Genomic DNA, 23396 nt, shown 5'->3' with positions numbered 1-23396 from the left:
CCTCGCCACGGTGTTTTCCTCTCTGGATCCGGTGCACATACGTCGATCCCAACCTTTTTTGACAGCATCACATTTCAACAGGTTAGAATCGCTGGCACGCAGACTGCATGGTCAGTTTGCGCCTGCCCCCTCAAGATTCCGGAGTACTGCCTTTGACTGCGACGACCATCAACAGCCTGTTCTTGATCGGCGCGTTGCTGGTGAGTGCGAGCATTCTGGTCAGTTCTCTTTCGTCGCGCCTGGGCATCCCGATCCTGGTGATCATCCTCGCCGTGGGCATGGTCGCCGGCGTGGACGGTGCCGGTATTCTTTTTGACAACTACGCCACTGCCTACCTGGTCGGCAACCTCGCGCTGGCGGTGATTCTGCTCGACGGCGGCTTGCGCACGCGGGTCTCAAGCTTTCGCGTGGCATTGTGGCCGGCGTTGTCGCTGGCCACCGTCGGCGTGCTGATCACCACCGGGCTGACCGGCCTGGCGGCGGCGTGGCTATTCGACCTGAACCTGATCCAGGGCCTGCTGATCGGTGCGATCGTCGGCTCCACCGACGCTGCGGCGGTGTTTTCGCTGTTGGGCGGCAAAGGCCTCAACGAACGGGTCAGCGCCACTCTGGAAATCGAGTCCGGCAGCAACGACCCGATGGCGGTGTTTCTTACCGTTACCCTGATCGGCATGCTCGCCAGCGGCGAAACCGGCCTGCAGTGGAGCCTGTTGGGCCATCTGATGCGCGAGTTCGGTATCGGCGCCATGATCGGCCTGGGTGGCGGCTGGCTGATGCTGCAACTGGTCAACCGCATCAACCTCGCCAACGGCCTCTACCCGATCCTGGTGATCAGCGGCGGCCTGGCCGTGTTTGCCCTGACCAACGCCCTGCACGGCAGCGGCTTCCTGGCCGTGTACCTGTGTGGCCTGGTAATCGGCAACCGCCCGATACGCAGTCGCCACGGCATCCTGCATATGCTCGATGGCATGGCCTGGCTGGCGCAGATCGGCATGTTCCTGGTGTTGGGCCTGCTGGTCACGCCCCATGACCTGCTGCCGATCGCCCTTCCCGCCCTGGGCCTGGCCCTGTGGATGATCCTCTTCGCGCGCCCGCTGTCGGTGATGGTCGGGCTGCTGCCGTTCAAGGCTTTCCACGGTCGCGAAAAGGTGTTCATTTCCTGGGTCGGCCTGCGCGGCGCGGTACCGATCATCCTCGCGGTGTTCCCGCTGATGGCCGGCTTGCCTCACGCGCAGCTCTATTTCAACCTGGCATTTTTTATTGTGCTGGTGTCGCTGCTGGTGCAGGGCACGAGCCTGCCGTGGGTCGCCAAGCTTCTGCACGTGACCGTCCCGCCAGAGCCTTTGCCGATTTCCCGGGCAGCGCTGGAGGTTCACGTCACCAGCGAGTGGGAGCTGTTCATCTATCGCCTCGGTGCGGAAAAGTGGTGCATCGGCTCGCCGCTTCGGGATCTGAAAATGCCTGACGGAACCCGTATTGCGGCCCTGTTTCGTGGCCAGCAACTGCTCCATCCGTCGGGTAGTACGGTCCTGGAAGTCGGTGATCTGCTGTGTGTAATCGGCCATGAACACGACTTGCCGGCCTTGGGAAAACTGTTCAGCCAGGCGCCGCAACGGGGCCTCGATCTGCGCTTTTTCGGCGACTTCGTACTCGAAGGAGACGCCCAGCTGGCCGCGGTCGCGGCTCTGTACGGGCTGCAACTCGACGGCATCGATCCGGACATGTCCCTGGGCCGCTTCATTGCCCAGAAAGTCGGGGGGGCTCCGGTGGTCGGCGACCAAGTGGAGTGGAACAGTACCCTATGGACGGTCGCGGCCATGGACGGGAACAAGATCGGCAAAGTGGGCGTCAGATTCCCCGAAGGAAGTCGCCCGGGCCCCGGCTTGTTCCTCTAAACTGCTCCCACTCTCACTTGCTTGACCGGTCTTTATGCCTACCCTGCGCTCCTTTTTCGCCATCGCCCTGCTCGGCCTGAGTCTTTCCATCTGCACCGTCCAGGCCGCTGAACCGCCTACCAGCGCCTCGGTCCAGGCCAGCCTGGACAAGATCGCCGACCGCAAACTGCCGGAGGCCGACCAGAAAGCCTTGCAGGCCGTGTTGCAGAACACCCTGACCCAGCTCAGCAACAAGGCCGACTACGAACAGAAGCTGCAAGCCCTCAAGCAGCAACTGGCCAACGCCCCCAAGCAGAACATCGAGAACCAGCGCGAGCTGGCGCGGCTCAAGGGCACCAATGTGGTGCCGGTGGCGCAGCGCTACGCCAACCTGCCCATCCCTCAGCTCGAACAGATGCTGACGGAGCGCTCCACCCAGCAGAGCGACCTGCAAAAGGCCCTGGCCGACGCCAACAGCCTGGTGATCACCGCCCAGACCCGCCCCGAGCGCGCCCAGGCGGAAATCTCCGCCAGCCAGACCCGTATCCAGCAGATCAACACCATCCTCAAGGCCGGCCGCGACGCCGGCAAGGCCCTCAGCGCCGAACAGCGCGATCAGCTCAACGCTGAACTGGCGGCCCTCAATGCGCTGATTCCATTGCGCCGCCAGGAGCTGGCCGGCAACAGCCAGCTGCAAGACCTGGGCAACAGCCAGCATGATTTGCTGTCGGAAAAGATCGACCGCATGGAGCGAGAGATCCAGGATCTGCAGAACCTGATCAACCAGAAGCGCCTGGCCCAGTCCCAGGAAACGGTGACCCAGCAATCCATCGAAGCGCAGAAGGCCGGCGGCAGCAGCCTGCTGGCGACCGAAAGTTCGGCCAACCTGAAGCTCTCCGATTACCTGCTCAAAAGCACCGATCGGCTCAACGAGGTCACCCAGCAGAACCTGCAGACCAAGCAGTTGCTCGATAGCGTCACCCAGACCGACGCCGCTCTGGATGAGCAGATCAGCGTGCTCAAGGGCAGCCTGCTGCTCTCCAAGATTCTCTACAAGCAGCGCCAGACCCTGCCACACCTGAAACTGGACCAGAACCTCGCCGACCAGATCGCCGACATCCGCCTGTACCAGTTCGAGGTCAGCCAGCAACGCGAGCTGCTGAACAATCCAAGCGCTTATGTCGACAGCCTGCTGGCGTCCCAGCCGTCGGAGCAGGTCACGCCGCAACTGCGCAAGACCCTGCTGGAACTGGCCCTGACCCGGGTCGACCTGTTGGAACGGCTGAACCGTGAGTTGAGCGCGGTGCTCAACGAATCCATCACCTTGCAGCTCAACCAGAAGCAACTGCTCAGTACCGCCCAGAACCTGCGGGCGACGCTCGAAGAACAGATGTTCTGGATTCCCAGCAACAAACCGCTGGATTTCGAATGGATGCGTGGCGTGCCGGCCCGCCTGGAGAAGCAGGTCGACTCACTGCCCTGGGCGTCGAGCCTCAGTGAGCTGGCCGACGGCCTGACCCAGCGGCCGCTGCTGTTCCTGCCCCTGGCACTGCTGATCGGTGCGCTGCTGTGGCGACGCAAGAATCTTTATGCGCGCTTGAACAAGGTTCACCAGGATGTCGGCCACTTCAAGCGCGACAGCCAGTGGCACACGCCCCAGGCGATCCTGATCAACATCCTGCTGGCGATGCCGGTGGCCCTGGCACTGGCGCTGTGCGGCTATGCCTTGCAGATCGACGCCCGCGGGCAGAACACCAACCTCGGCGCCGCGCTGCTGCAGATCGGCCAAGCCTGGCTGGTGTTCTATACCGCCTATCGAATCCTCTCTCCCGGCGGCGTCGCCGAGCTGCATTTCCGCTGGGAAAAACCCCAGGTGGAATTCCTCCAGGCCTGGATCCGTCGACTTGGCCTGGTGGTGCTGGCCCTGGTGGCGGTGGTTGCCGTGGCGGAGTTGCAGCCGTCGGCCCTGGCCGACGACGTACTCGGCATGCCGGTGGTGTTGACCTGCTACGCCTCGATGGCCTGGCTGCTCAGCCGACTGCTGCTCAGCAGCCCGACGCACACCAACGCCTCGCTGTTTCGCAAGGCCGTCGGCGTACTGTTCACCGCGCTGCCGATCGCATTGTTCGTCGCTGTCTGCTTCGGCTACTACTACACCGCGTTGAAACTCAGCGATCGCTTGATCAATACCCTGTACCTGCTGATGTTCTGGCTGGTAATCGAAGCCACCTTCGTGCGCGGCCTGTCGGTCGCGGCCCGGCGACTGGCCTACCAGCGCGCCCTGGCCAAGCGCCAAGCGGCCAAGGAGGCCGGCGACGGTGAAACGGTGGTCGAGGAGCCGACGCTGGACATCGAGAAGGTCAACGAACAGTCCCTGCGCCTGATCCGCCTGGCCCTGCTGGGCGGTTTCATGGCCGCGCTGTACTGGGTCTGGTCGGACCTGATCAGCGTGTTCTCCTACCTGGACAACATCACCCTCTACGAATACACCAGCGGCACCGGCGTGAACATGAGCATGGTGCCCATCAGCATCGGCGACATGCTTGGCGCGCTGATCATCATCGGTATCACTTTCGCCCTGGCGCGCAACCTGCCGGGCCTGCTGGAAGTGTTCGTGCTGTCGAAGCTGAACCTGGCCCAGGGCAGCGCCTACGCCACCACCACGTTGCTGTCCTATGTCATCGCCGGCGTCGGTTTTGTCACCACGTTGTCCACACTGGGCGTGAGCTGGGACAAGCTGCAATGGCTGGTGGCCGCGCTGTCGGTGGGCCTGGGCTTCGGCATGCAGGAGATCTTCGCCAACTTCATCTCCGGCATCATGATCCTGTTCGAGCGTCCGGTACGGATCGGCGACACCATCACCATCGGCAATCTGTCGGGCACGGTCAGCAAGATCCGCATCCGCGCGACCACCATCACCGACTTCGATCGCAAGGACATCATCGTCCCGAACAAGACCTTCATCACCGGGCAGTTGATCAACTGGTCGCTGACCGACACCGTGACCCGGGTAACCCTGAAACTCGGCGTGGACTACGGCTCGGACCTGGATCGGGTTCGCGAACTGCTGCTCAAGGCTGCCCGCGACAACCCGCGTGTGTTGAAGGAGCCGGAGCCGATCGTGTACTTCCTGAACTTCGGCGAAAGCACCCTGGACCACGAGTTGCGCATGCACGTGCGCGACCTCGGCGACCGCAACCCGGTGCTGGATGAGATCAACCGGTTCATCAACCGGGAGTTCAAGAAGGAACATATCAACATCTCGTTCCGTCAGATGGAGATCTATCTGAAGAACCTGCAAGGCCAGGAATACAAACTGGTGCCCGCCGAGCCCGACCACAAGACCCTCGGGCCTGTGCCCTCGACCGTAGCCAGCATCAAGCCCGTTCCCGAGCCACCGCAACAGACACTCGACTGATCGCGGGATGCCTGCGGGCGCCCCGTCGGAGATGGCCATGAAAACACTGGAAACGCTGACTTTCGATAACCGCTTCGCCCGCCTGGGCGACGGTTTCTCGGCCCACGTGCTGCCGGAGCCCATCGACAATCCGCGCCTGGTGGTTGCCAGCCCGGCCGCGATGGCGCTGCTTGACCTGGATCCGGCCGAAGCACAGACGCCGCTGTTTGCCGAAATTTTCGGCGGCCACAAACTCTGGGCCGAAACCGAGCCTCGGGCCATGGTGTATTCCGGGCATCAGTTCGGCCACTACAACCCGCAATTGGGCGATGGCCGCGGGTTGCTGCTGGGCGAGGTGTACAACGAGGCCGGCGAGCATTGGGACCTTCATCTCAAGGGCGCCGGCCAGACGCCGTTTTCGCGGATGGGCGATGGCCGAGCGGTACTGCGCTCCTCGATCCGCGAATTCCTCGCCTCCGAGGCTCTGCACGCCTTGGGCATCCCGACCACGCGCGCGCTGTGTGTGATCGGCTCCGACACCCCGGTATGGCGCGAAAAGCAGGAACGCGCCGCCATGGTGCTGCGCCTGGCGCCGAGCCATGTGCGCTTCGGGCATTTCGAATACTTCTACTACACCAAGAAACCGGAGTTGCACGCGGCCCTGGCCGAGCACGTGCTGAACCTGCATTTCCCTGAATGCCGGGAGCAGCCGGAACCGTACCTGGCGATGTATCGGGAGATTGTCGAACGCAACGCCGAGTTGATTGCCAAATGGCAGGCCTACGGCTTCTGTCACGGGGTGATGAATACCGACAACATGTCGATATTGGGTATCACCTTCGACTTCGGCCCTTTCGCCTTCCTCGATGACTTCGACGCCAACTTCATCTGCAACCACTCCGACGACCAGGGCCGCTATTCATTCAGCAACCAGGTGCCCATCGGCCAGTGGAACCTCAGCGCCCTGGCCCAGGCCCTGACCCCCTTCATCAGCGTCGACGCCCTGCGCGAGACCCTGGGTCTGTATCTGCCGCTGTACCAGGCCCACTACCTTGACCTGATGCGCCGCCGCCTCGGCCTGACCCGCGCCGAGGACGATGACCAGAAACTGGTGGAGCGCCTGCTGCAACTGATGCAGAACAGCGGCGTCGATTACAGCCTGTTTTTCCGTCGCCTGGGCGAACAGGCGCCCGAACAGGCCGTCGCCCGCTTGCGCGATGACTTTGTCGATCTCAAGGGCTTCGATGCCTGGGGCGAGCTTTACCTCGCTCGGGTCAATCGCGAGGGCGTTGTCGATCAAGCCCAGCGCAGAGCGCGCATGCACGCGGTCAATCCGTTGTATGTATTACGCAACTACCTGGCGCAGAAAGCCATCGACGCCGCCGAATCAGGCGACTACGAAGAAGTCCGCCGCCTCCACGGCGTACTGTCCCGTCCGTTCGAAGAACAACCGGGCATGGACAGCTACGCCGAACGGCCGCCGGAATGGGGCAAGCACCTGGAGATCAGCTGCTCGTCGTAACGACCTGCCAGACACATGGCCCCCGTGGCGAGGGAGCTTGTCCCGCTGGGCTGCGAAGCAGTCCCCAATGGACTGACGCGGTCTTCCAGGTAAACCACGACGGCTACGCCGCCGAGCGGGAGCAAGCTCCCTCGCCACGGCTTCAGATTGTCAGGGAGAGAGAATATTCGCGAGCAGGCTCGCTCCCACATTGGGAGCGATGTGATCGCGATATAGACCACAACACCAAACTCCTGTGGGAGCGAGCCTGCTCGCGATGGCGATATCCAACCAACCGCCGACCTCCAGGCTACCCGCTCACCCCGCCTTATCGTTCCCTTGCTCAGGGGTCTCGATGCCCGATTCCGCTTCTTCCGCCGCCGGTTCCGCCGGTTTTTTTTCGTCGGGATACCCCGGCATGCCGTGGGCGTCTTCCGGGGTCAGTTCGTCACAATCATGGCGGTCATCGGTCGCATAGGCCGTGGCGGCGTTCGGGTCTTCGTCGCGGCCGGCGGTGCCAAGCACGAAGCCGTCGTCGTTGGGGTTGTCCAGCGTCTCGGGAAGGGTTGGGTCTTGAGGATTGCTCATGGGACCTCCGGGTTTGCAAAAGTACGTTGTGGTGTTTTGAGGGTCTGGCGGGCTGGGGGTGCGGCTCATCTGATGAATGGCGCAGCGCATCGTTCTTCAAATAGAACGCTAAGGCTGATTTTCGCAGTCTGGCGGGACAAAGGTGTCGGTTTTAATCTTTACCCATCGAAACGCAACACGGATTGAAGCCGGCGCTTCGGCCAGATGGATCACCGATTTACCGACATCTAGAAACCCTTACTCACGCCGAAACGTTCGGCGACCAAAACTTAGAGGACTACGCCATGACTACTTCCTACAACCGTCTCGACAAAGATAACGCCGCCGTTCTGCTGGTGGACCACCAGGCTGGCCTGCTGTCGCTGGTGCGCGACATCGACCCGGACCGTTTCAAGAACAACGTGCTGGCCCTGGCTGACCTGGCCAAGTACTTCCAACTGCCGACCATCCTCACCACCAGCTTCGAAACCGGCCCCAACGGCCCGCTGATGCCAGAACTCAAGACGCTGTTCCCGGACGCTCCCTACATTGCTCGTCCTGGCCAGATCAACGCCTGGGACAACGAAGATTTCGTCAAGGCGATCAAGGCCACCGGCAAGAAGCAATTGATCATCGCCGGTGTCGTGACTGAAGTCTGCGTAGCCTTCCCGGCCCTGTCGGCCCTGGCCGAAGGTTTCGAGGTGTTCGTAGTGACCGATGCGTCCGGTACGTTCAACGAACTGACCCGCCAATCGGCGTGGGACCGCATGTCCTCCTCGGGCGCGCAATTGATGACGTGGTTCGGCCTGGCCTGCGAACTGCACCGCGACTGGCGCAACGATGTGGAAGGTCTGGCGACCCTGTTCTCCAACCACATCCCGGACTATCGCAACCTGATGACCAGCTACAACACGCTGACCAACGCGAAGTAACGGCCACACCGATATACCCTGTGGGAGCGAGCCTGCTCGCGAAAACGGTCCGACAGTCGATATTCTTGACTGATCCTCCGCCTTCGCGAGCAGGCTCGCTCCCACAGGTTTTTTTGTGATTTGCGTATAGTGTTGTGCCAACGATTTTCAGGAGACCGACCCGATGCTGATCCCCTGCCCTCATTGCAACGGCCTCAATCGCATCCCCGCCGAACGCCTGGGCGACCAGCCCAAGTGCGGACGTTGCAAGGCCCAGGTGTTATTGAGCGAACCGTTCGAACTCAAGCAAGGCGACTACGCCAGCCAGATCAAGGGCGACCTGCCGCTGTTGGTGGATGTCTGGGCGGACTGGTGCGGTCCGTGCAAGTCCTTCGCGCCGGTCTTCGAACAGGCCGCCGCGCAGCTGGCGGGTAAATGCCGACTGGCCAAGCTCGACAGCGAGGCCAATCAACAACTGTCGGCGCAGCTGGGGATTCGCTCGATTCCCAGCCTGATTCTGTTCAAGGATGGCCGGGAGGTTGCCAGGCAGAGCGGGGCGTTTCCTTTGCCACAGCTGATGAGTTGGTTGCGCGGCCAGGGGATCTGACCTCAGCACCGTGGGAGCGAGCCTGCTCGCGAAAGCGGACTGTCAGGCAGCCCCAATGTCGAATGTGCCACCGATATCGCGAGCAGGCTCGCTCCCACAGTGGACTTGTGCAAGCCAGTCAGTCGGCGTTTTCCAGCAGATTATGCAATTCCACAAACTGCTGGGTCAGCTTATGCCGCGGGTCCAGGTGGATCAGCGGCAGGCTCGCCTGGTGCGACTCACGCATGCGCACCGAACTGCTCAGGTACACCGGCAGTACCGGCAAGCCCTCGGCAATCAATTCGTCGAGGATCTGCTGCGGCAGGCTGGCGCGGGCCTGGAATTGGTTGACGACAATGCCTTCGACTTCCAGGCCTTCGTTATGGTCGTCCTTCAGCTCTTCGATTTCCGCCATCAGGCCATACAGCGCCTGGCGAGAGAAGCTGTCGCAATCGAAAGGAATCAGTACCCGATCAGCCGCGATCAACGCCGAAACCGCATAGAAGTTGAGGGCTGGCGGTGTATCCAGGTAGATCCGGTCGTAATCTTCGTCCAGCTCTTCAAGCAGCTTGCGCAGCTTGTTGATCTTGTGTTTCGCCTCAAGCTTGGGCTGCAGATCCGTCAATTCTGCCGTGGCAGTGATGACATGCAGGTTGTCAAACGGCGTCTCGTAGATATCGACCTTGTTCTTCTTCGAGAACGGCCCCGAAGACAGGGTCTGCTTGAAGAAGTCGGCGATTCCCATGGGGATGTCATCGCCGGTCAGGCCAGTCAGGTATTGAGTGGAGTTGGCCTGGGCATCCAGGTCCACCAACAGCGTGCGATAACCCTCGCTGGCGCTGACCGCCGCCAGATTGCAGGCGATGCTGGACTTGCCCACGCCACCTTTCTGATTGAACACCACACGCCGCATGACAAAACCTCCGTGTATCAAAGATTCCCGAGTGTAGTAGGCCAAGGCGCCGCTTCGCTACCTCGGTCATGGACGGATTACAGTGTCGGTGGCTTTTTCGGACAACCGAGCGTCAATACCCCGACCAAGTGACAGAAGCGTCCGACAGACAGCCTCGACACAACCGCAATAATGGCCATGCCCGAACCGGGGCTGACCAGCCGACGGATTTCTCTGGACAAAATGTAACCAGCATTTGCTACAAGCCAACCGCACCGGGATAATGCGCGCCACTTGGGCCGCAAGGCCATGCAGGGTTGGGCGCGGGTCAAGCCACTGAACCGTGACAAGAAAAAGCCCGCAGGGGTGGGATGAGTCTGTGATCAATTTCAACATCGCCCAATGGCGCGCATGGGCCCCTGGGCTCGAAAGCGTGGACGATTGGCAGGCATGGAGCCGACAACCGGCCGTGCCGCCCATCAGCGATGCGGCCCCTGACGTGTCGTTCCTGCCCGCCATGCAGCGCCGCCGACTCAGCCGCCTGGCGCGCATGGCGTTCAGCGTCGCCTGGCCACTGGCCGAAGGTCGGCCGGACCTGCCGTTGGTCTTTATTTCCCGTCACGGCGAAACCCCGCGCACTTTTGAGATTCTCAAGGACCTGGCAGCCGATCAGCCTTTATCGCCGACACAGTTCAGCCTGTCGGTGCATAACGCCGTCATAGGCCTGTGGTCGATCATGCGCGGCGAAACCAGCGAGATGACCGCCCTCGCCGCTACCGGCGACGGCCTGGAGCACGGCATGCTGGAGGCCGCCGCACTGCTGAACGAGGGTGCGCCGGCGGTACTGCTGGTGATCACTGAAGAGCAACCACCGCAGGTGTACGCGCCGTGGGTCAACGACGTGCCGTTTCCCTACGCGCTGGGGCTCCTGCTGACTTCGGGAGACGACTGGCAACTTGAATTATCCAGCCCGCCGGCACCGATGCCCGGCAGCGACTGGCCCCATGCCCTGGATCTGCTGCGTAAGCTGCTGGAAAACGACACCACCTGCCAACATGCCTGGAAGAATCGTCTATGGACCTGGCAACGCGACCGGTGACCGGTAAACATCGCGACGCCTACTATTGGCGCCTGCTCGCGACCGCTGCAAGCTTCGCCCTCTTCGGGCTGGGCGGGCTGTGCCTGCGATTGGTGGTGTTCCCGCTGCTCAGTGCGTTACCCGGCGATCCCACGGCCCATCGGCAACGGGCCCGCCGCACGGTTGGACGCCTGTTCTGGTTCTTCATCCGGTTCATGGCCCGTACCGGCGTGCTCACCTATCGAATCGACGGCGCGGAGAAACTCGGCCGGCCCGGGCAGATGATCATCGCCAACCACCCCTCGCTGATCGACGTGGTGTTCCTGATCGGGCTGGTGCGCGACGCCAACTGCGTGGTCAAGCAGAGCCTCTGGACCAATCCCTTCACCCGTGGCCCGCTGCGCTCGACGCAATACATCAGCAACGACGGCAGCATGGACATGCTCGATGCTGCCAGTGACGCGCTGCAAGACGGCCAGTGCCTGATCGTCTTTCCCGAAGGTACGCGCACCCAGCCAGGCCAGGCGCCGGCCTTTCATCGCGGGGCCGCGGCCATCGCCCTGCGGGGCGCGAAGATCCTCACACCCGTGACGATCAAGGTCAGCCCCACCACCCTGACCAAGGCCGAACCCTGGTATCGCATCCCCCAGCGGCGCGTGCACTTCAGTTTTCGCGTAGGGGCCGATATAGACCCACAAGCCTTCACCGCGCTTGGCCCCCCGCCGCAGGCTTCGCGCCGGCTCAACGATTTTCTGCATCACTATTACATCAAGGAGCTCGCCGAAGATGAGCGATCTGCACCGTGACATCAAACAGCTGATCATCGACGCCCTTGGCCTGGAAGACATCGCCGTCGAGGACATCGGCGACGACCAGACCCTGTTCGGCGAAGGCCTGGGCCTGGATTCGGTGGATGCCCTGGAGCTCGGCCTGGCGATTCAGAAGCAGTACGGCATCAAGATCGACGCCGACGCCAAGGACACCCGTAACCATTTCAGCAATGTGGCAAGCCTTGCGGCCTTCGTCACTGCAAAACGCCCCTGAGACCGGACCATGCAAACTCGCGACGACATTTTCAACATTCTGCGTGCTGCCCTGGTCGAGCTCTTCGAGCTGGAGCCCGATCGCGTGACGCTGGAAGCCAACCTGTACCAGGATCTGGAAATCGACAGCATCGATGCGGTCGACCTGATCGACCACATCAAGCGCCAGACCGGCAAGAAGATTGCCGCCGAAGAATTCAAGTCGGTGCGCACCGTCAACGACGTGGTCGAGGCGGTCTATCGACTGGTCCAACCGGCCGCATGAGCCGGCTGATTGGCCTCGGCCTGCTGCTGGCGGGCCTGCTGTACCCCTTCGCGGTGTATTTCGGCATGGAGCACTTTGCTCCATGGCAGTTCGGGCTGTTATTGGGTGGCCTGTGGCTGGCCCGGGCGTTGCTCGGCAAAGGCAACCCCGGCAATCGCTGGATGGCGGCCTCGGCGATTACCTTTTGTGTATTGCTCGCGGTGTTCGACAGCCCGCTCCTGCTGCGCTGGTATCCGGTGCTGATCAGCGCGTTCATGCTCGGGCTGTTCACCCTGAGCCTGAAATATGGCCCGCCGATGGTTGAGCGCCTGGCCCGCCTGCGGGAACCGCAATTGCCGGCCAGGGCGGTGATCTATACCCGCCAGGTGACAGTGGCCTGGAGTGTGTTTTTCCTGTGTAACGGTGTGCTCGCTGCGGTCCTGACGCTTTGGGCGCCGCTGAGCTGGTGGACGTTGTACACCGGCCTGATTTCCTACGGACTGATGGGCCTGATGTTTGCCATTGAATGGCTCATACGACAACGGGTAAGAGGCCGCCCATGAATTGGATAACACTTGAGCAGATGCTGCTCAAGGCCCAGCCGGACCGTGTTGTTGCAGTCGCCCCGGCATTAAACCACGCGCAACTGCGCGACGACGCGCTGTGCCTGGCCGCGGGCCTGCAAGCCCGGGACATCCGGCGCGTGGCCGTGCATTTCGAAGATGCCGCCGACCTCGCGGTGGCCCTGCTCGGCGCCTGGCGCGCCGGGGCGCATGTGCTGCTGCCCGCCGACCTGCAAGCGCAAACCCGCCAGCGCTGGTCGGCCGACGTCGACTTGTGGCTGACCGACCTGCCCGCAGACGCCCGGCCCGACGAGATCCGCCAGGCGCCGCTGGAGGCCGCCGAACTGGACCTCGATCAGTGCTGGTTGACCTTGTGCACCTCCGGCTCCAGTGGCGAGCCCAAGCGCATCGAGAAAACCCTGCGCCAGCTGAGCAATGAAGTCCAGGCGCTGGAGCAATTGTGGGGCGCCGACCTCGGTCCGCAGGCCTGCATGATCGGCAGCGTCGCCACCCAGCATATCTACGGTCTGCTGTTCCGGGTGCTGTGGCCGTTATGCGCCGGACGCACCTTTGTGCGCCGGCAGTTGGCTTTCCCGGAAGACCTTCAGCGCGCCAGTCGCGAGCATCCGGCATTTGCCTGGGTCGCCAGCCCGGCGCTGCTCAAGCGCATGGGCGACAATCTCGATTGGCCGGCCTTGAGCAGCGTACGTCGGGTGTTCTCCTCCGGCGGCGCACTGCCGGCCGAAGCAGCCCGCAGCCTTCAGCAACGCCTGGGACAATGGCCAACGGAAGTGTTCGGCAGCTCGGAAACCGGCGGTATCGCCTGGCGTCAGGGCGGCGACCTCTGGCGACCCTTTGCCGGCGTCGAACTGAGCCAGGACAGTGACGGTGCCCTGCTGATTGCTTCGCCTTATCTCCCAAGCGGCCATGTCGAGCACACCGCCGACGCGGCGCGTATCACCGAGGATGGGCGCTTCGAATTGCTCGGCCGCCTGGATCGCATCGTCAAGCTTGAAGAAAAACGTATCTCGTTGCCAATGCTGGAGCAGGCGCTGACGGCCCACGACTGGGTCAGCGAAGCACGGCTGGGGGTGGTCCAGGAAAATCGTGCTTCTCTCGGCGCACTGCTGGTGCTCAGCGAAACCGGCCTGCATGCCTTGCGCAACCTGGGCCGACGAGCCATGACCGAGGCCCTGCGCCAGCACCTGAGCGGACATTGCGAAACCCTGGCCCTGCCGCGACGCTGGCGCTGGCTGCGGCAACTGCCGTTCAACGCCCAGGGCAAACTGGCCCAGGCCGAGGTCGAAGCTTTGCTGATGGCGCCACGTCCGAAGGCGCCTGAAGTGCTCGACCAAGGCGAGACCGACGGCGAATGGAACCTGCGCCTGGCCGTGCCGCCAGACCTGGCGTACTTCAGCGGTCATTTTCCCACCGCGCCGGTCCTGCCCGGCGTGGTGCAGGTGGACTGGGCCCTGAACCTGGGCCGCCAACTGATGGAGTTGCCGCCACGGTTCGTCGGCATGGAAGTGCTGAAATTCCAGCAACTGGTGCGCCCCGGCGATGAAATCCAGCTACACCTGCGCTTCGATCGCGAGCGCGGCAAGTTGTATTTCACCTATCGCAATGACACCGCGGCGTGCTCCAGTGGGCGGATTGTTCTGGGGGTGGCCGATGACTAACCGCACCGCTGTCCTGTGGCGAGGGAGCTTGCTCCCGCTCGAGTGCGAAGCGCTCGCTCTTGAAAAATCAGGGGCTGCTTCGCAGCCCAGCGGGAGCAAGCTCCCTCGCCACAAAATGCTCCTCAGCCGCCGAGACATACCGCATGCATAACCCCTGCGCCGTCATCCCGGTCTACAACCACGAAACCGCCATTGCGACGGTGGTCCAGACGTTGCTTGGCAACGGTTTGCCCTGCGTGCTGGTGGACGACGCCAGCAGCCCGGCCTGCGCGGCGGTGCTGGAGCAACTGGCCGGGCACGAGCGGGCTCACCTGGTCCGGCTGGCGGTGAACCAGGGCAAGGGCGGCGCGGTGATGACCGGCCTGCGGGAGGCTTCGCGGCTGGGTTTCAGCCACGCCTTGCAGGTCGACGCCGATGGGCAACACGACCTTGGCGACGTGCGCACCTTCATCGAGCAATCCCGCGCCCACCCGGACGCGCTGATCTGCGGCTATCCGCTGTACGACGCCAGCGTGCCGAAGGGGCGCCTGTACGCACGCTACCTGACTCACGTGATGGTCTGGATCAACAGCCTGTCCCTGCAGATCCGCGATTCGATGTGCGGCTTCCGGGTCTATCCGCTGGCCCCGACCCTGGCACTGATCGACTCGGCGAACATCGGCAAGCGCATGGACTTCGATTCGGACATCCTGGTGCGCCTGTCCTGGCGCAACCAGCCGATGCGCTGGTTGCGCACCCGTGTGCATTACCCTTTGGACGGGGTTTCGCACTTTCGCCTGTTCCATGACAACGTGCTGATTTCGCGCATGCACACTCGGTTGTTCTTCGGCATGCTGGTGCGCTTGCCGGTGATTCTCTGGCGGCGGTGGCGAGCATGAGCACAGACAAACAACACTGGGCGGACCGCCAGGAGCGCGGCAGTTTCTGGCTGATGAAACTCACCGCGTTGGCTGCGAAGGTCCTTGGCCGAAGGCTTCTCACGCCGGTGCTGTACGGCATCGTCCTGTATTTCTTCGTTTTCGGGCGCAGTGCCCGGCAAGCGGCGTGGCAGTACCAGCAGCGGCTCGCCGACTGGAGCCGCCAGCCCGAGCTGCGCCCGACGCACCGGCGAGTGTTCGGACAGTTCATGGCCTTTGCCGACTCGCTGCTGGACAAACTCGACGTCTGGAACGGCAAACTGAGCATCGAGCAGATCGAAATCGTCGACCCGGCGCTGCTGCGCAATCACCTGCGCGACAGCCGTGGGCAAATGCTGGTGGGCGCGCATCTGGGCAATCTGGAAATGTGCCGGGCCCTGGCCGAACTGGGCGAGAAAGTCACCATGAACGTGCTGGTGCACACCAAGCACGCCGAGCAGTTCAATCGTTTGCTCGGCGAGGCCGGCGCCACGCACCTGCGGTTGATCCAGGTCAGCGAGCTGGACCCGCTGATAATGCTGCAACTGAGCGAACGCCTGGAGCGCGGCGAATGGCTGGCGATCGCCGGCGACCGCGTGCCCCTGCATGGCGGGCGCAGCGTGACGGTGGATTTCATGGGTCACCCGGCCGCCTTCCCGCAAGGGCCCTGGCTGCTGGCCGGCCTGTTGAAATGCCCGGTCAACCTGCTGATGTGCCTCAAGCACGAGGGACGTTATCGCGTCACCCTCGAACCGTTCGCCGATGCCGTGGTTTGGAAACGCAACGAGCGCGAACAGCTGATCGCCCATTGGGCCGGCCTGTACGCCGGCCGCCTGGCGCAGTATTGCCTCCAGGCGCCACAACAGTGGTTCAACTTTTACCCTTTCTGGAAGACCGATGACCAAGCCCATTCCTGAGCCGGTAACTTTCGGCGAACACGCCTTGCGCATCGAAGACGTGCTGGCCCTGGCCAACCGTCAGGCGCCGACGCAATTGCAGGCGGACCCGGCGTTCCGCCAGCGCATTGCCAAGGGTGCGCAATTCCTCGACTCATTGCTGGACAAGGAAGGCGTCATCTATGGCGTGACCACCGGCTACGGTGACTCTTGCGTGGTGGCCGTGCCGTTGCACCATGTCGAAGCCTTGCCGCGGCACTTGTACACCTTCCACGGCTGCGGGCTGGGCAAGCTCCTCGATGCCCAGGCTACCCGCGCCGTGCTGGCCGCGCGGTTGCAGTCGCTGTGCCACGGCGTGTCAGGCGTGCGAGTGGAGCTGCTGGAACGGCTCCAGGCCTTCCTCGAACACGACATCCTGCCGTTGATTCCGGAAGAAGGCTCGGTGGGCGCCAGTGGCGACCTGACGCCGCTGTCCTACGTCGCCGCCACGCTGTCTGGTGAACGGGAGGTCATATTCCGTGGCGAGCGCCGGCTGGCCGCCGACGTGCACCGCGAACTGGGCTGGACGCCGCTGGTGCTGCGACCCAAGGAAGCCCTGGCGCTGATGAACGGCACCGCAGTGATGACCGGCCTGGCCTGCCTGGCCTTCGCCCGCGCCGATTACCTGTTGCAACTGGCGACCCGGATCACCGCGCTGAATGTCGTCGCCCTGCAAGGCAACCCGGAGCACTTCGACGAGCGCCTGTTCGCCGCCAAGCCACACCCGGGCCAGATGCAGGTCGCCGCGTGGCTGCGCAAGGACCTGGCCATCGACGCGCCGACCGCGCCGCTGCATCGCCTGCAGGATCGCTACTCCCTGCGCTGCGCCCCCCACGTACTAGGGGTGTTGGCGGACAGCCTGGGCTGGCTGCGTTCGTTCATCGAAACCGAGCTCAACAGCGCCAACGACAACCCGATCATCGACGCCGAAGCCGAGCGTGTGCTGCATGGCGGGCATTTCTACGGCGGGCACATCGCCTTTGCCATGGACAGTCTGAAAAACCTGGTGGCCAACGTCGCCGACCTGCTCGACCGCCAGCTCGCACTGTTGGTGGACGAGCGCTACAACCATGGCCTGCCGAGCAACCTGTCCGGCGCCAGCGCCGAGCGGGCGATGCTCAACCATGGCTTCAAGGCCGTGCAGATCGGCACTAGCGCCTGGACCGCCGAAGCCTTGAAGAACACCATGCCGGCCAGCGTGTTCTCGCGCTCCACCGAATGCCACAACCAGGACAAGGTCAGCATGGGCACCATCGCCGCCCGGGACGCGATCCGTGTGCTGGAGCTGACCGAACAGGTGGCCGCCGCGACCTTGCTGGCGGCCAATCAGGGCGTGTGGCTGCGCAGCCGTGTCGACGACGCGCGACCGTTGCCGCCAGCGCTGGCCGCCATGCACCGGCAACTGGCCGAAGACTTCCCGCCGGTCATCGAAGATCGCGCCCTGGAAGGCGAATTGCGCGTGTGCCTGCAACGCATCGCCGAGCAACACTGGAGGCTGCATGCGTAGCCAGGGCGTTCTGCACGTTGACACCCGGATCGTGGTGCCGTTTTTCGACGTCGACTCGATGAACGTGGTCTGGCACGGCCACTACGTCAAATACCTCGAAGTGGCCCGCTGCGCCTTGCTCGACCTGATCGGCCACAACTACAACGACATGCTCGAGTCCGGCCATGCCTGGCCGATCATCGACTTGCAGTTACGCTATGTGCGCAGCGCGGTGTTCGGCCAGACCCTGACCGTGCGCGCCAGCCTGGTGGAGTGGGAAAACCGGCTGAAGATCAATTACCTGATCAGCGACGCCGCCACCGGCGAACGCCTGACCCGGGCGAGTTCGGTGCAGGTGGCCGTGGACATGGCCAGCCGTGAAATGCTGCTGGCCTCGCCTCGGGTATTTGTCGAAGCCGTCGAGAGGAAACTGTCATGAAATGCCTGTTCATCTGGCTGCTGCTGTGTGGCTTGGCACCGCTGGCCCAGGCCTTCGACCTGCAGCAATTGAGCGAGCAACTGGCCCGCCCGGAGGTGATCCACGGCCAGTTCATCCAGGAAAAACATCTGCGCGCCCTGCCCCAGCCGCTGATCAGCAAGGGCCGCTTCGTGCTGGCGAAAAACCACGGCCTGCTGTGGCTGCTGCAGACGCCGCTGCAACAGGACTACCGCATCACGGCCAAAGGTATCGCCCGGCGCGATGGCAACGCCTGGCAGATGCTGCCGAACAAGAGCGCCGGCGCCGAGCAGAACCGCCTGTTCCTGGCGGTGTTGCAGGGCGACAGCAGCGGCTTGCAGCGGGATTTCGAGCTGAGCCTGTCGGGCCAGCCGCAGCAGTGGAAACTCACCCTGACCCCACGCTCGGTGCTGCTCAAACAAGTCTTCAAGCAGATCAATATCGACGGCGGCGAACTGGTCCAGCGCATCGAACTGCTGGAAACCCAGGGCGACAGCACCGTACTGCGGATGCAAGACGCTACCGGCGCGCAACCCTTGAGCGAAGCGGAGCAACATGACTTTGCCGAGTGAACGCAGGCTACCGAGGCTGTTCCTGGTCCTGCTGCTGGCGGTGCTCGCGCTCGCCGGTTGGCAATGGCGCAACGGTGCGCCGCTGTCGGCCAATCTCATGGAACTGGTCCCGGGCACATCCCCGGACGCCTTGGAGCTTGTCGCTGAACAGCGCATGCAGGAACCGCTCAATCGCGAGATCCTGGTGCTGGTCGGCCACGCCGATCGCCAGCAGGCCATCGCCCTGGCGCAAGCCCTCGGCGAGCAATGGCAGGCCAGCGGGCTGTTCGACAAGGTCCAATGGACGCTCCAGGCCGACTTGCCGGCGCTTCGTTCGCAGTTGCTGGATGGCCGCTTGGCGATGCTCTCGGCAGTCGACCGGCAACAGTTGATCGAGCAGCCCCAGGCGTTTATCCAGCAGCGGGTACAGGCCCTGTTCGACCCGTTCAGCGGCTTCAGCCTGGTGCCCAGCCAGGACGACTGGCTCGGCCTGACCGGGCGCATCCAGAACAGCCAGCCACAACGCGGCGCGATACAACTGGACGTGGGCAGCGGCGCGCTGGTCGCCGAAGCCGATGGCAAGCATTGGGTAATGCTGCGAGCGCGTACCCAGGGTAACGCCTTCGACATGCAGCTGCCGCTGCAAGTCGCCGATCTACTGCAACGCAGCCGTGATCAAGCCAGCCAGGCCCAGGGCCAATTGCTGGCGGCCAGCGGCCTGTTGTATGCCGCCAGTGGCCAGCGACAGGCTTCGCGCGAGATCACCTGGGTCGGCGGCGGCGCGACGGTCGGCATCCTGATGCTACTGTTGCTGGCGTTCCGACGCTTTGCCGTGTGGCTGGCGTTCGTGCCGGTGCTGGTCGGCATATTGTTCGGCGCAGTGGCGTGCGTGGCGCTGTTCGGGCGCATGCATGTGATGACCCTGGTCCTGGGTTCGAGCCTGATCGGCGTGGCGGTGGATTACCCGCTGCACTACCTGTCCAAAAGCTGGAGCCTTAAGCCATGGCGCAGCTGGCCGGCCCTGCGCCTGACCCTGCCGGGGCTGAGCCTGAGCCTGGCAACCACTTGCATCGGCTATCTGGCGCTGGCCTGGACGCCCTTCCCGGCCTTGACCCAGATTGCTATCTTCTCTGCCGCCGGCCTGGTCGGCGCCTATCTGTCGGCGGTCTGCCTGTTGCCGGCCCTGCTCAAGCACGCCGACCTGCGCCCAGCGCAATGGCCGCTACGCCTCTGCGATAACCTGCTCAGGTGTCGCGAAGTGCTGCTGGCGCGGGTGCGCACGCCGATTCTGCTGGCCTTGTTGCTGGCCTTCTGTGGTGGCGGCCTCTGGCAACTGACCAGCAAGAACGACATCCGCCAGTGGATCGGCACGCCCCAGCACCTGACCGACGAAGCCCGCGATGTCGCGCGCATCACCGGTTTCCAGCCGACCAGCCAGTTCTTCCTGATCCGTGCCGATGATCAAGCGCAGTTGCTCGAACGCCAGACCGCCCTCAACGAGCGGCTCGACCAGTTGATCGGCCTGGAAAAACTCCAGGGCTACCTGTCCCTCAATCAACTGGTCAGCCCACCCGCCGAACAGGAAAAACTCCGCGCGGCCCTGGCGCGGTTGCCGGCGTTCTGGCAACCGCTGCTGGACCTCGGCGTACCGCTCGCCGCGCTGCAAGCGGAGTTGAAGCAGTTGCAGGCCTTGCCAACCGCCGACATCGATGCCGCATTGAGCGGGCCGCTGGCCGAAACCTACCGCATGCTCTGGCTCGGCCCGACAGGCCAAGGCGTGGCGGCGGTGGTCAGCCTGCAAGGCTTGAACGATGCCGCGTTGCTTCGCGTTCAAGCGGTGGATCTGCCCGGCGTGCAATTGGTGGATCGCCTCGGCGACCTCAACCGCGTCTTCGCCGCCACGCAGGTCAGCGCCGCCGAACTGAAGCTGGCGTCCTGCGTGCTGATCGTGCTGGTGCTGATCTGGCCGTTCGGCGTCGGCGGGGCCCTACGCGTCGTCGCCCTGCCGCTGTTGGCCGCGCTGTGCAGCCTGGCGAGCCTCGGTTGGCTGGGGCAGCCGTTGACGCTGTTCAGTCTGTTCGGCCTGTTGCTGGTGACGGCCATCGGGGTCGACTACGCCATCCTCATGCGTGAACGGATCGGCGGGGCCGCCGTGAGCCTGCTGGGCACGCTGCTGGCGGCGACCACCACCTGGCTGTCGTTCGGCCTGCTGGCGTTGTCCAGCACGCCGGCCGTGAGCAATTTCGGCCTCGCGGTGAGCCTGGGGCTGGCGTTCAGCTTCATGCTGGCGCCGTGGGCCGGGCAGCAGGCCCATGCGAATGCCGCTACGGAGCCGGTGCAATGATGACCCTGCTGTTCTGGTTGATGGCCCTGGCGCTGTTTGCCGTGGCGACGATTGTCGGGCGGCGCTGCGGGCTGATCCCGATTGTCAGCCAGTTGCTGCTGGCGACGTTCGGCCTGCCCTTGCTGATGTATTTCTGGATCGAACCGGGCTGGCACCTCAGCGGTGCGCAACTGGTCTCGCCGGTGTGGTTGAAGAACCTCTACAGCCTGGCGTTCGCCCTCTTGCTCGGGCATATCCTCAGCGATGTGATCGACCTGCGCCTCGACCGCCAGAGCGTGAAGATCGCCCTGCCGAGCTTTGGCGTGCCGTTTGCCTGCGGCCTGGCGACCGCGTTCTGGCTGCTGCCGCCGCAACCGTGGATCAGCTCGCTGGCGGTGGGGCTGCTGTTCGCGATCACGGCGATACCCGTGCTGTATCTGTATCTGCGCCACATCGCCTACCCGCCCGACGCGACCCGCCGCCTGGTGCAGACGGCGATCCTGATCGACCTGATCTGCTGGAGCCTGTTCGCCCTGGCCCAGGGCAGCCTGCACCTGGCCAGCCTGCTGCTGCCGCTGGCCGCCGCCGGCGTGCCGTTGCTGCTGCGACTGGCGGGCCTGCGCCAACCCTTGCTGCACAGTGGCCTGTTCTTTGCCCTGCTGGTGGTGGCCGAGCATTACCGGCTCAACGCGCTGATCACCGGTATCGGCTATCTGCTGTGCATGGCGGCGCTCAAAGTGCCGCTGGTATTGCCGCTCGGCGCCGCGTGGATGCACAGGTTGCAGACCTACCTGGCCATCCCCTTGATCCTGACGTTCGGCATTGTGCAGATCAATGTGCACAGCGCCCTGGCCAGCCTCGGCTGGGTCCAGCTGGCGGCGTTGCTGCTGTTGCCGATTGCCAGCAAACTGCTGGGCAACTGGCTGGGGCTGGGTTGGGCCGGAGCCTCGTTCGCCGGTGCCAGCCGCTTTCGGGAAAGCATCCTGCTGAATATTCGCGGCTTGAGTGAAATCGTCTTTCTCAATCTGCTGCTGCAACAGCAACTCATCAGCCCGGCGCTGTATTTCGCGCTGATGCTGATGGGGTTGTTCGCCACATTGCTGCCGGCCCTGGCCGGCTTTCACCGTATTCCCTCGATTGCCGTCCCGGCGAGGAGCCCCAGTGCCAACAGTTGAAATGGAACGTCGACAGGTCGTCATCATCGGCGCAGGCCCTTCCGGCGCCATCGCCGCCGCACTGCTCAAGCGCAAGGGCCACGATGTGCTGGTCATCGAGCGCCAGCATTTCCCTCGGTTCTCCATTGGCGAAAGCCTGCTGTCCCATTGCCTGGATTTCGTCGAGGAAGCCGGCATGCTCGAGGCGGTCAACGCCGCCGGGTTCCAGCGCAAGAATGGCGCGGCATTCGCCTGGGGCGAGCGATACAGCGCCTTCGATTTCGGCGACACCTTCAGCGAAGGCAAGCCCACCACGTTCCAGGTCCAGCGCGCCGACTTCGACAAGTTGCTGGCCGATCAGGCAGCGCTGCAAGGCGTGGAAATTCGCTACGGCCAGGCCATCGCCAGCGCCGATTTCAGCTTGGTCAAACCGCAACTGGGGGTGCAGCGCGAAGACGGCAGCGAGTACCGCGTCGAGGCAGACTTCGTCCTTGACGCCAGCGGCTACGGCCGGGTCCTGCCGCGCCTGCTGGACCTTGAGGCGCCGTCGAACTTCCCGCCGCGCCAGGCGGTGTTCGCCCACATCGAAGACCGCATCGACAGCCCGGCATTCGATCGGGAAAAAATCCTCATCACCACACATCCGACCCAGCGCGACGTGTGGTTCTGGACCATTCCGTTCAGCGGCGGTCGTTGCTCGGTCGGCGTGGTCGCCGCGGCGGAGCATTTCGAAGGCCGCACCGACGACCTCGATGCCTGCCTGCGCGGCTTCATCAACGAAACCCCAAGCCTGGCCAGCGTACTGGGCAATGCCGTGTGGGACACGCCGGCACGGACCATCGGCGGTTACTCGGCCAACGTCAAGACCCTCCATGGCCCTGGCTTCGCCCTGCTGGGCAACGCCGCGGAATTCCTCGACCCGGTGTTTTCTTCCGGCGTGACCATCGCCATGCGCTCGGCAAGCATGGCCGCCGGCGTGCTGCATCGTCAGCTGCAAGGTGAACAGGTGGATTGGCAGAGCGAGTTCGCCGAACCGCTCAAGCGCGGCGTCGATACCTTCCGCTGCTACGTCGAGGGCTGGTACGCCGGTACTTTCCAAGATGTGATTTTCTACAGCGAAGGCTCCGCCGACATTCGCCGCATGATCAGCGCGATCCTCGCCGGCTATGCCTGGGACCAGCGCAACCCGTTCGTCAGCGAACCCAAGCGGCGCTTGCGCATGCTTTCGGAAATCTGCGCGAGCCCGGCGCCATGAGCAA

The 23396-nt window shown here is 63.7% G+C and carries 21 protein-coding genes; 19 read left to right on the top strand and 2 right to left on the bottom strand.

The annotated features are described in order from the left end of the window. Window positions 1-152: 152 nt before the first annotated feature. The 3 genes from M1E16_RS02165 to selO are packed head-to-tail and all read left to right on the top strand — an operon-like array spanning window position 153 to window position 6793. On the top strand, window positions 153-1895 hold the full coding sequence (locus M1E16_RS02165; protein ID WP_458129086.1) for a potassium/proton antiporter: 1743 nt from the start codon (window positions 153-155) through the stop codon (window positions 1893-1895). Between the two features lie 34 nt (window positions 1896-1929). After that, a complete protein-coding gene (gene mscK / locus M1E16_RS02160) occupies window positions 1930-5292 on the top strand; it encodes a mechanosensitive channel MscK (protein ID WP_458129085.1) in 3363 nt (1120 codons plus the stop codon). A gap of 37 nt (window positions 5293-5329) precedes the next feature. Beyond that, window positions 5330-6793, top strand: coding sequence for a protein adenylyltransferase SelO (gene selO, locus M1E16_RS02155; protein WP_434626428.1), 1464 nt, complete (start codon window positions 5330-5332; stop codon window positions 6791-6793). A 297-nt stretch (window positions 6794-7090) separates the two neighbouring features. Here selO and M1E16_RS02150 read toward each other — a convergent pair whose 3' ends face one another. Then, window positions 7091-7360 (bottom strand): hypothetical protein, encoded by a 270-nt coding sequence (locus tag M1E16_RS02150; protein ID WP_458129084.1) that lies wholly within the window; start codon window positions 7358-7360, stop codon window positions 7091-7093. Between the two features lie 284 nt (window positions 7361-7644). Here M1E16_RS02150 and ycaC point away from each other — a divergent pair, with 284 nt between their 5' ends. Beyond that, the gene (gene ycaC, locus M1E16_RS02145) at window positions 7645-8271 is read left to right on the top strand and encodes an isochorismate family cysteine hydrolase YcaC (RefSeq protein WP_018603387.1); all 627 of its coding nucleotides are present in this window, start codon (window positions 7645-7647) and stop codon (window positions 8269-8271) included. Between the two features lie 163 nt (window positions 8272-8434). After that, window positions 8435-8857: a thioredoxin TrxC gene (gene trxC, locus M1E16_RS02140; protein WP_305497305.1), complete on the top strand. Its 423-nt coding sequence runs from the start codon at window positions 8435-8437 to the stop codon at window positions 8855-8857. A 118-nt stretch (window positions 8858-8975) separates the two neighbouring features. On the opposite strand, the gene M1E16_RS02135 is transcribed toward trxC, so the two are convergent. Beyond that, complete coding sequence (locus tag M1E16_RS02135) at window positions 8976-9749, bottom strand: ParA family protein (protein WP_305497306.1); 774 nt, start codon at window positions 9747-9749, stop codon at window positions 8976-8978. A 358-nt stretch (window positions 9750-10107) separates the two neighbouring features. On the opposite strand from M1E16_RS02135, the gene M1E16_RS02130 reads away from it, so the two are divergent. The 14 genes from M1E16_RS02130 to M1E16_RS02065 all read left to right on the top strand — a co-directional run bounded on the left by M1E16_RS02130 (window position 10108) and on the right by M1E16_RS02065 (window position 23392). After that, window positions 10108-10827 (top strand): beta-ketoacyl synthase chain length factor, encoded by a 720-nt coding sequence (locus M1E16_RS02130; protein ID WP_458129083.1) that lies wholly within the window; start codon window positions 10108-10110, stop codon window positions 10825-10827. Further along, on the top strand, window positions 10803-11612 hold the full coding sequence (locus M1E16_RS02125; protein WP_458129082.1) for a lysophospholipid acyltransferase family protein: 810 nt from the start codon (window positions 10803-10805) through the stop codon (window positions 11610-11612). Before M1E16_RS02130 ends, M1E16_RS02125 begins: the two co-directional genes overlap by 25 nt. Beyond that, window positions 11593-11850 carry a phosphopantetheine-binding protein gene (locus tag M1E16_RS02120; RefSeq protein ID WP_434570104.1) on the top strand — a complete coding sequence of 86 codons (258 nt, stop codon included), beginning with the start codon at window positions 11593-11595 and terminating at the stop codon, window positions 11848-11850. Before M1E16_RS02125 ends, M1E16_RS02120 begins: the two co-directional genes overlap by 20 nt. A gap of 9 nt (window positions 11851-11859) precedes the next feature. Next, complete coding sequence (locus M1E16_RS02115) at window positions 11860-12114, top strand: acyl carrier protein (protein WP_434570106.1); 255 nt, start codon at window positions 11860-11862, stop codon at window positions 12112-12114. Continuing rightward, window positions 12111-12656, top strand: coding sequence for a hypothetical protein (locus M1E16_RS02110; RefSeq protein ID WP_458129081.1), 546 nt, complete (start codon window positions 12111-12113; stop codon window positions 12654-12656). The genes M1E16_RS02115 and M1E16_RS02110 overlap by 4 nt, the downstream gene beginning before the upstream one ends. Then, complete coding sequence (locus M1E16_RS02105; protein ID WP_458129080.1) at window positions 12653-14335, top strand: AMP-binding protein; 1683 nt, start codon at window positions 12653-12655, stop codon at window positions 14333-14335. Before M1E16_RS02110 ends, M1E16_RS02105 begins: the two co-directional genes overlap by 4 nt. Before the next feature lie 143 nt (window positions 14336-14478). After that, a complete protein-coding gene (locus M1E16_RS02100) occupies window positions 14479-15213 on the top strand; it encodes a glycosyltransferase family 2 protein (RefSeq protein ID WP_458129079.1) in 735 nt (244 codons plus the stop codon). Beyond that, the gene (locus M1E16_RS02095) at window positions 15210-16148 is read left to right on the top strand and encodes an LpxL/LpxP family acyltransferase (RefSeq protein WP_458129078.1); all 939 of its coding nucleotides are present in this window, start codon (window positions 15210-15212) and stop codon (window positions 16146-16148) included. The genes M1E16_RS02100 and M1E16_RS02095 overlap by 4 nt, the downstream gene beginning before the upstream one ends. Beyond that, window positions 16129-17673: an HAL/PAL/TAL family ammonia-lyase gene (locus M1E16_RS02090; protein WP_458129077.1), complete on the top strand. Its 1545-nt coding sequence runs from the start codon at window positions 16129-16131 to the stop codon at window positions 17671-17673. Before M1E16_RS02095 ends, M1E16_RS02090 begins: the two co-directional genes overlap by 20 nt. Beyond that, complete coding sequence (locus tag M1E16_RS02085) at window positions 17666-18091, top strand: acyl-CoA thioesterase (RefSeq protein WP_434653904.1); 426 nt, start codon at window positions 17666-17668, stop codon at window positions 18089-18091. The genes M1E16_RS02090 and M1E16_RS02085 overlap by 8 nt, the downstream gene beginning before the upstream one ends. Further along, entirely contained in the window at window positions 18088-18681 is a 594-nt protein-coding gene (locus tag M1E16_RS02080) for an outer membrane lipoprotein carrier protein LolA (protein ID WP_458129076.1), read from the top strand. The genes M1E16_RS02085 and M1E16_RS02080 overlap by 4 nt, the downstream gene beginning before the upstream one ends. Then, complete coding sequence (locus M1E16_RS02075; protein ID WP_458129075.1) at window positions 18665-21004, top strand: MMPL family transporter; 2340 nt, start codon at window positions 18665-18667, stop codon at window positions 21002-21004. Before M1E16_RS02080 ends, M1E16_RS02075 begins: the two co-directional genes overlap by 17 nt. After that, on the top strand, window positions 21001-22158 hold the full coding sequence (locus M1E16_RS02070) for a sodium:proton antiporter (protein ID WP_458129074.1): 1158 nt from the start codon (window positions 21001-21003) through the stop codon (window positions 22156-22158). The genes M1E16_RS02075 and M1E16_RS02070 overlap by 4 nt, the downstream gene beginning before the upstream one ends. Next, on the top strand, window positions 22145-23392 hold the full coding sequence (locus M1E16_RS02065) for an NAD(P)/FAD-dependent oxidoreductase (RefSeq protein ID WP_458129073.1): 1248 nt from the start codon (window positions 22145-22147) through the stop codon (window positions 23390-23392). Before M1E16_RS02070 ends, M1E16_RS02065 begins: the two co-directional genes overlap by 14 nt. Window positions 23393-23396 lie beyond the last annotated feature (4 nt).

It is taken from the genome of Pseudomonas sp. Z2-11 (genome assembly GCF_054161305.1).
Note: the sequence above shows the minus strand (reverse complement) of the source record. Positions and strands in the feature narration are given on the sequence as shown.

Coding starts and splice junctions, on each gene's coding strand:
- mscK (WP_458129085.1), top strand. CDS start 1,930: ATGCCTACCCTGCGCTCCTTTTTCGCCATCGCCCTGCTCGGCCTGAGT.
- selO (WP_434626428.1), top strand. CDS start 5,330: ATGAAAACACTGGAAACGCTGACTTTCGATAACCGCTTCGCCCGCCTG.
- M1E16_RS02150 (WP_458129084.1), bottom strand. CDS start 7,360: ATGAGCAATCCTCAAGACCCAACCCTTCCCGAGACGCTGGACAACCCC.
- ycaC (WP_018603387.1), top strand. CDS start 7,645: ATGACTACTTCCTACAACCGTCTCGACAAAGATAACGCCGCCGTTCTG.
- trxC (WP_305497305.1), top strand. CDS start 8,435: ATGCTGATCCCCTGCCCTCATTGCAACGGCCTCAATCGCATCCCCGCC.
- M1E16_RS02135 (WP_305497306.1), bottom strand. CDS start 9,749: ATGCGGCGTGTGGTGTTCAATCAGAAAGGTGGCGTGGGCAAGTCCAGC.
- M1E16_RS02125 (WP_458129082.1), top strand. CDS start 10,803: ATGGACCTGGCAACGCGACCGGTGACCGGTAAACATCGCGACGCCTAC.
- M1E16_RS02120 (WP_434570104.1), top strand. CDS start 11,593: ATGAGCGATCTGCACCGTGACATCAAACAGCTGATCATCGACGCCCTT.
- M1E16_RS02115 (WP_434570106.1), top strand. CDS start 11,860: ATGCAAACTCGCGACGACATTTTCAACATTCTGCGTGCTGCCCTGGTC.
- M1E16_RS02110 (WP_458129081.1), top strand. CDS start 12,111: ATGAGCCGGCTGATTGGCCTCGGCCTGCTGCTGGCGGGCCTGCTGTAC.
- M1E16_RS02105 (WP_458129080.1), top strand. CDS start 12,653: ATGAATTGGATAACACTTGAGCAGATGCTGCTCAAGGCCCAGCCGGAC.
- M1E16_RS02100 (WP_458129079.1), top strand. CDS start 14,479: ATGCATAACCCCTGCGCCGTCATCCCGGTCTACAACCACGAAACCGCC.
- M1E16_RS02095 (WP_458129078.1), top strand. CDS start 15,210: ATGAGCACAGACAAACAACACTGGGCGGACCGCCAGGAGCGCGGCAGT.
- M1E16_RS02090 (WP_458129077.1), top strand. CDS start 16,129: ATGACCAAGCCCATTCCTGAGCCGGTAACTTTCGGCGAACACGCCTTG.
- M1E16_RS02085 (WP_434653904.1), top strand. CDS start 17,666: ATGCGTAGCCAGGGCGTTCTGCACGTTGACACCCGGATCGTGGTGCCG.
- M1E16_RS02080 (WP_458129076.1), top strand. CDS start 18,088: ATGAAATGCCTGTTCATCTGGCTGCTGCTGTGTGGCTTGGCACCGCTG.
- M1E16_RS02075 (WP_458129075.1), top strand. CDS start 18,665: ATGACTTTGCCGAGTGAACGCAGGCTACCGAGGCTGTTCCTGGTCCTG.
- M1E16_RS02070 (WP_458129074.1), top strand. CDS start 21,001: ATGATGACCCTGCTGTTCTGGTTGATGGCCCTGGCGCTGTTTGCCGTG.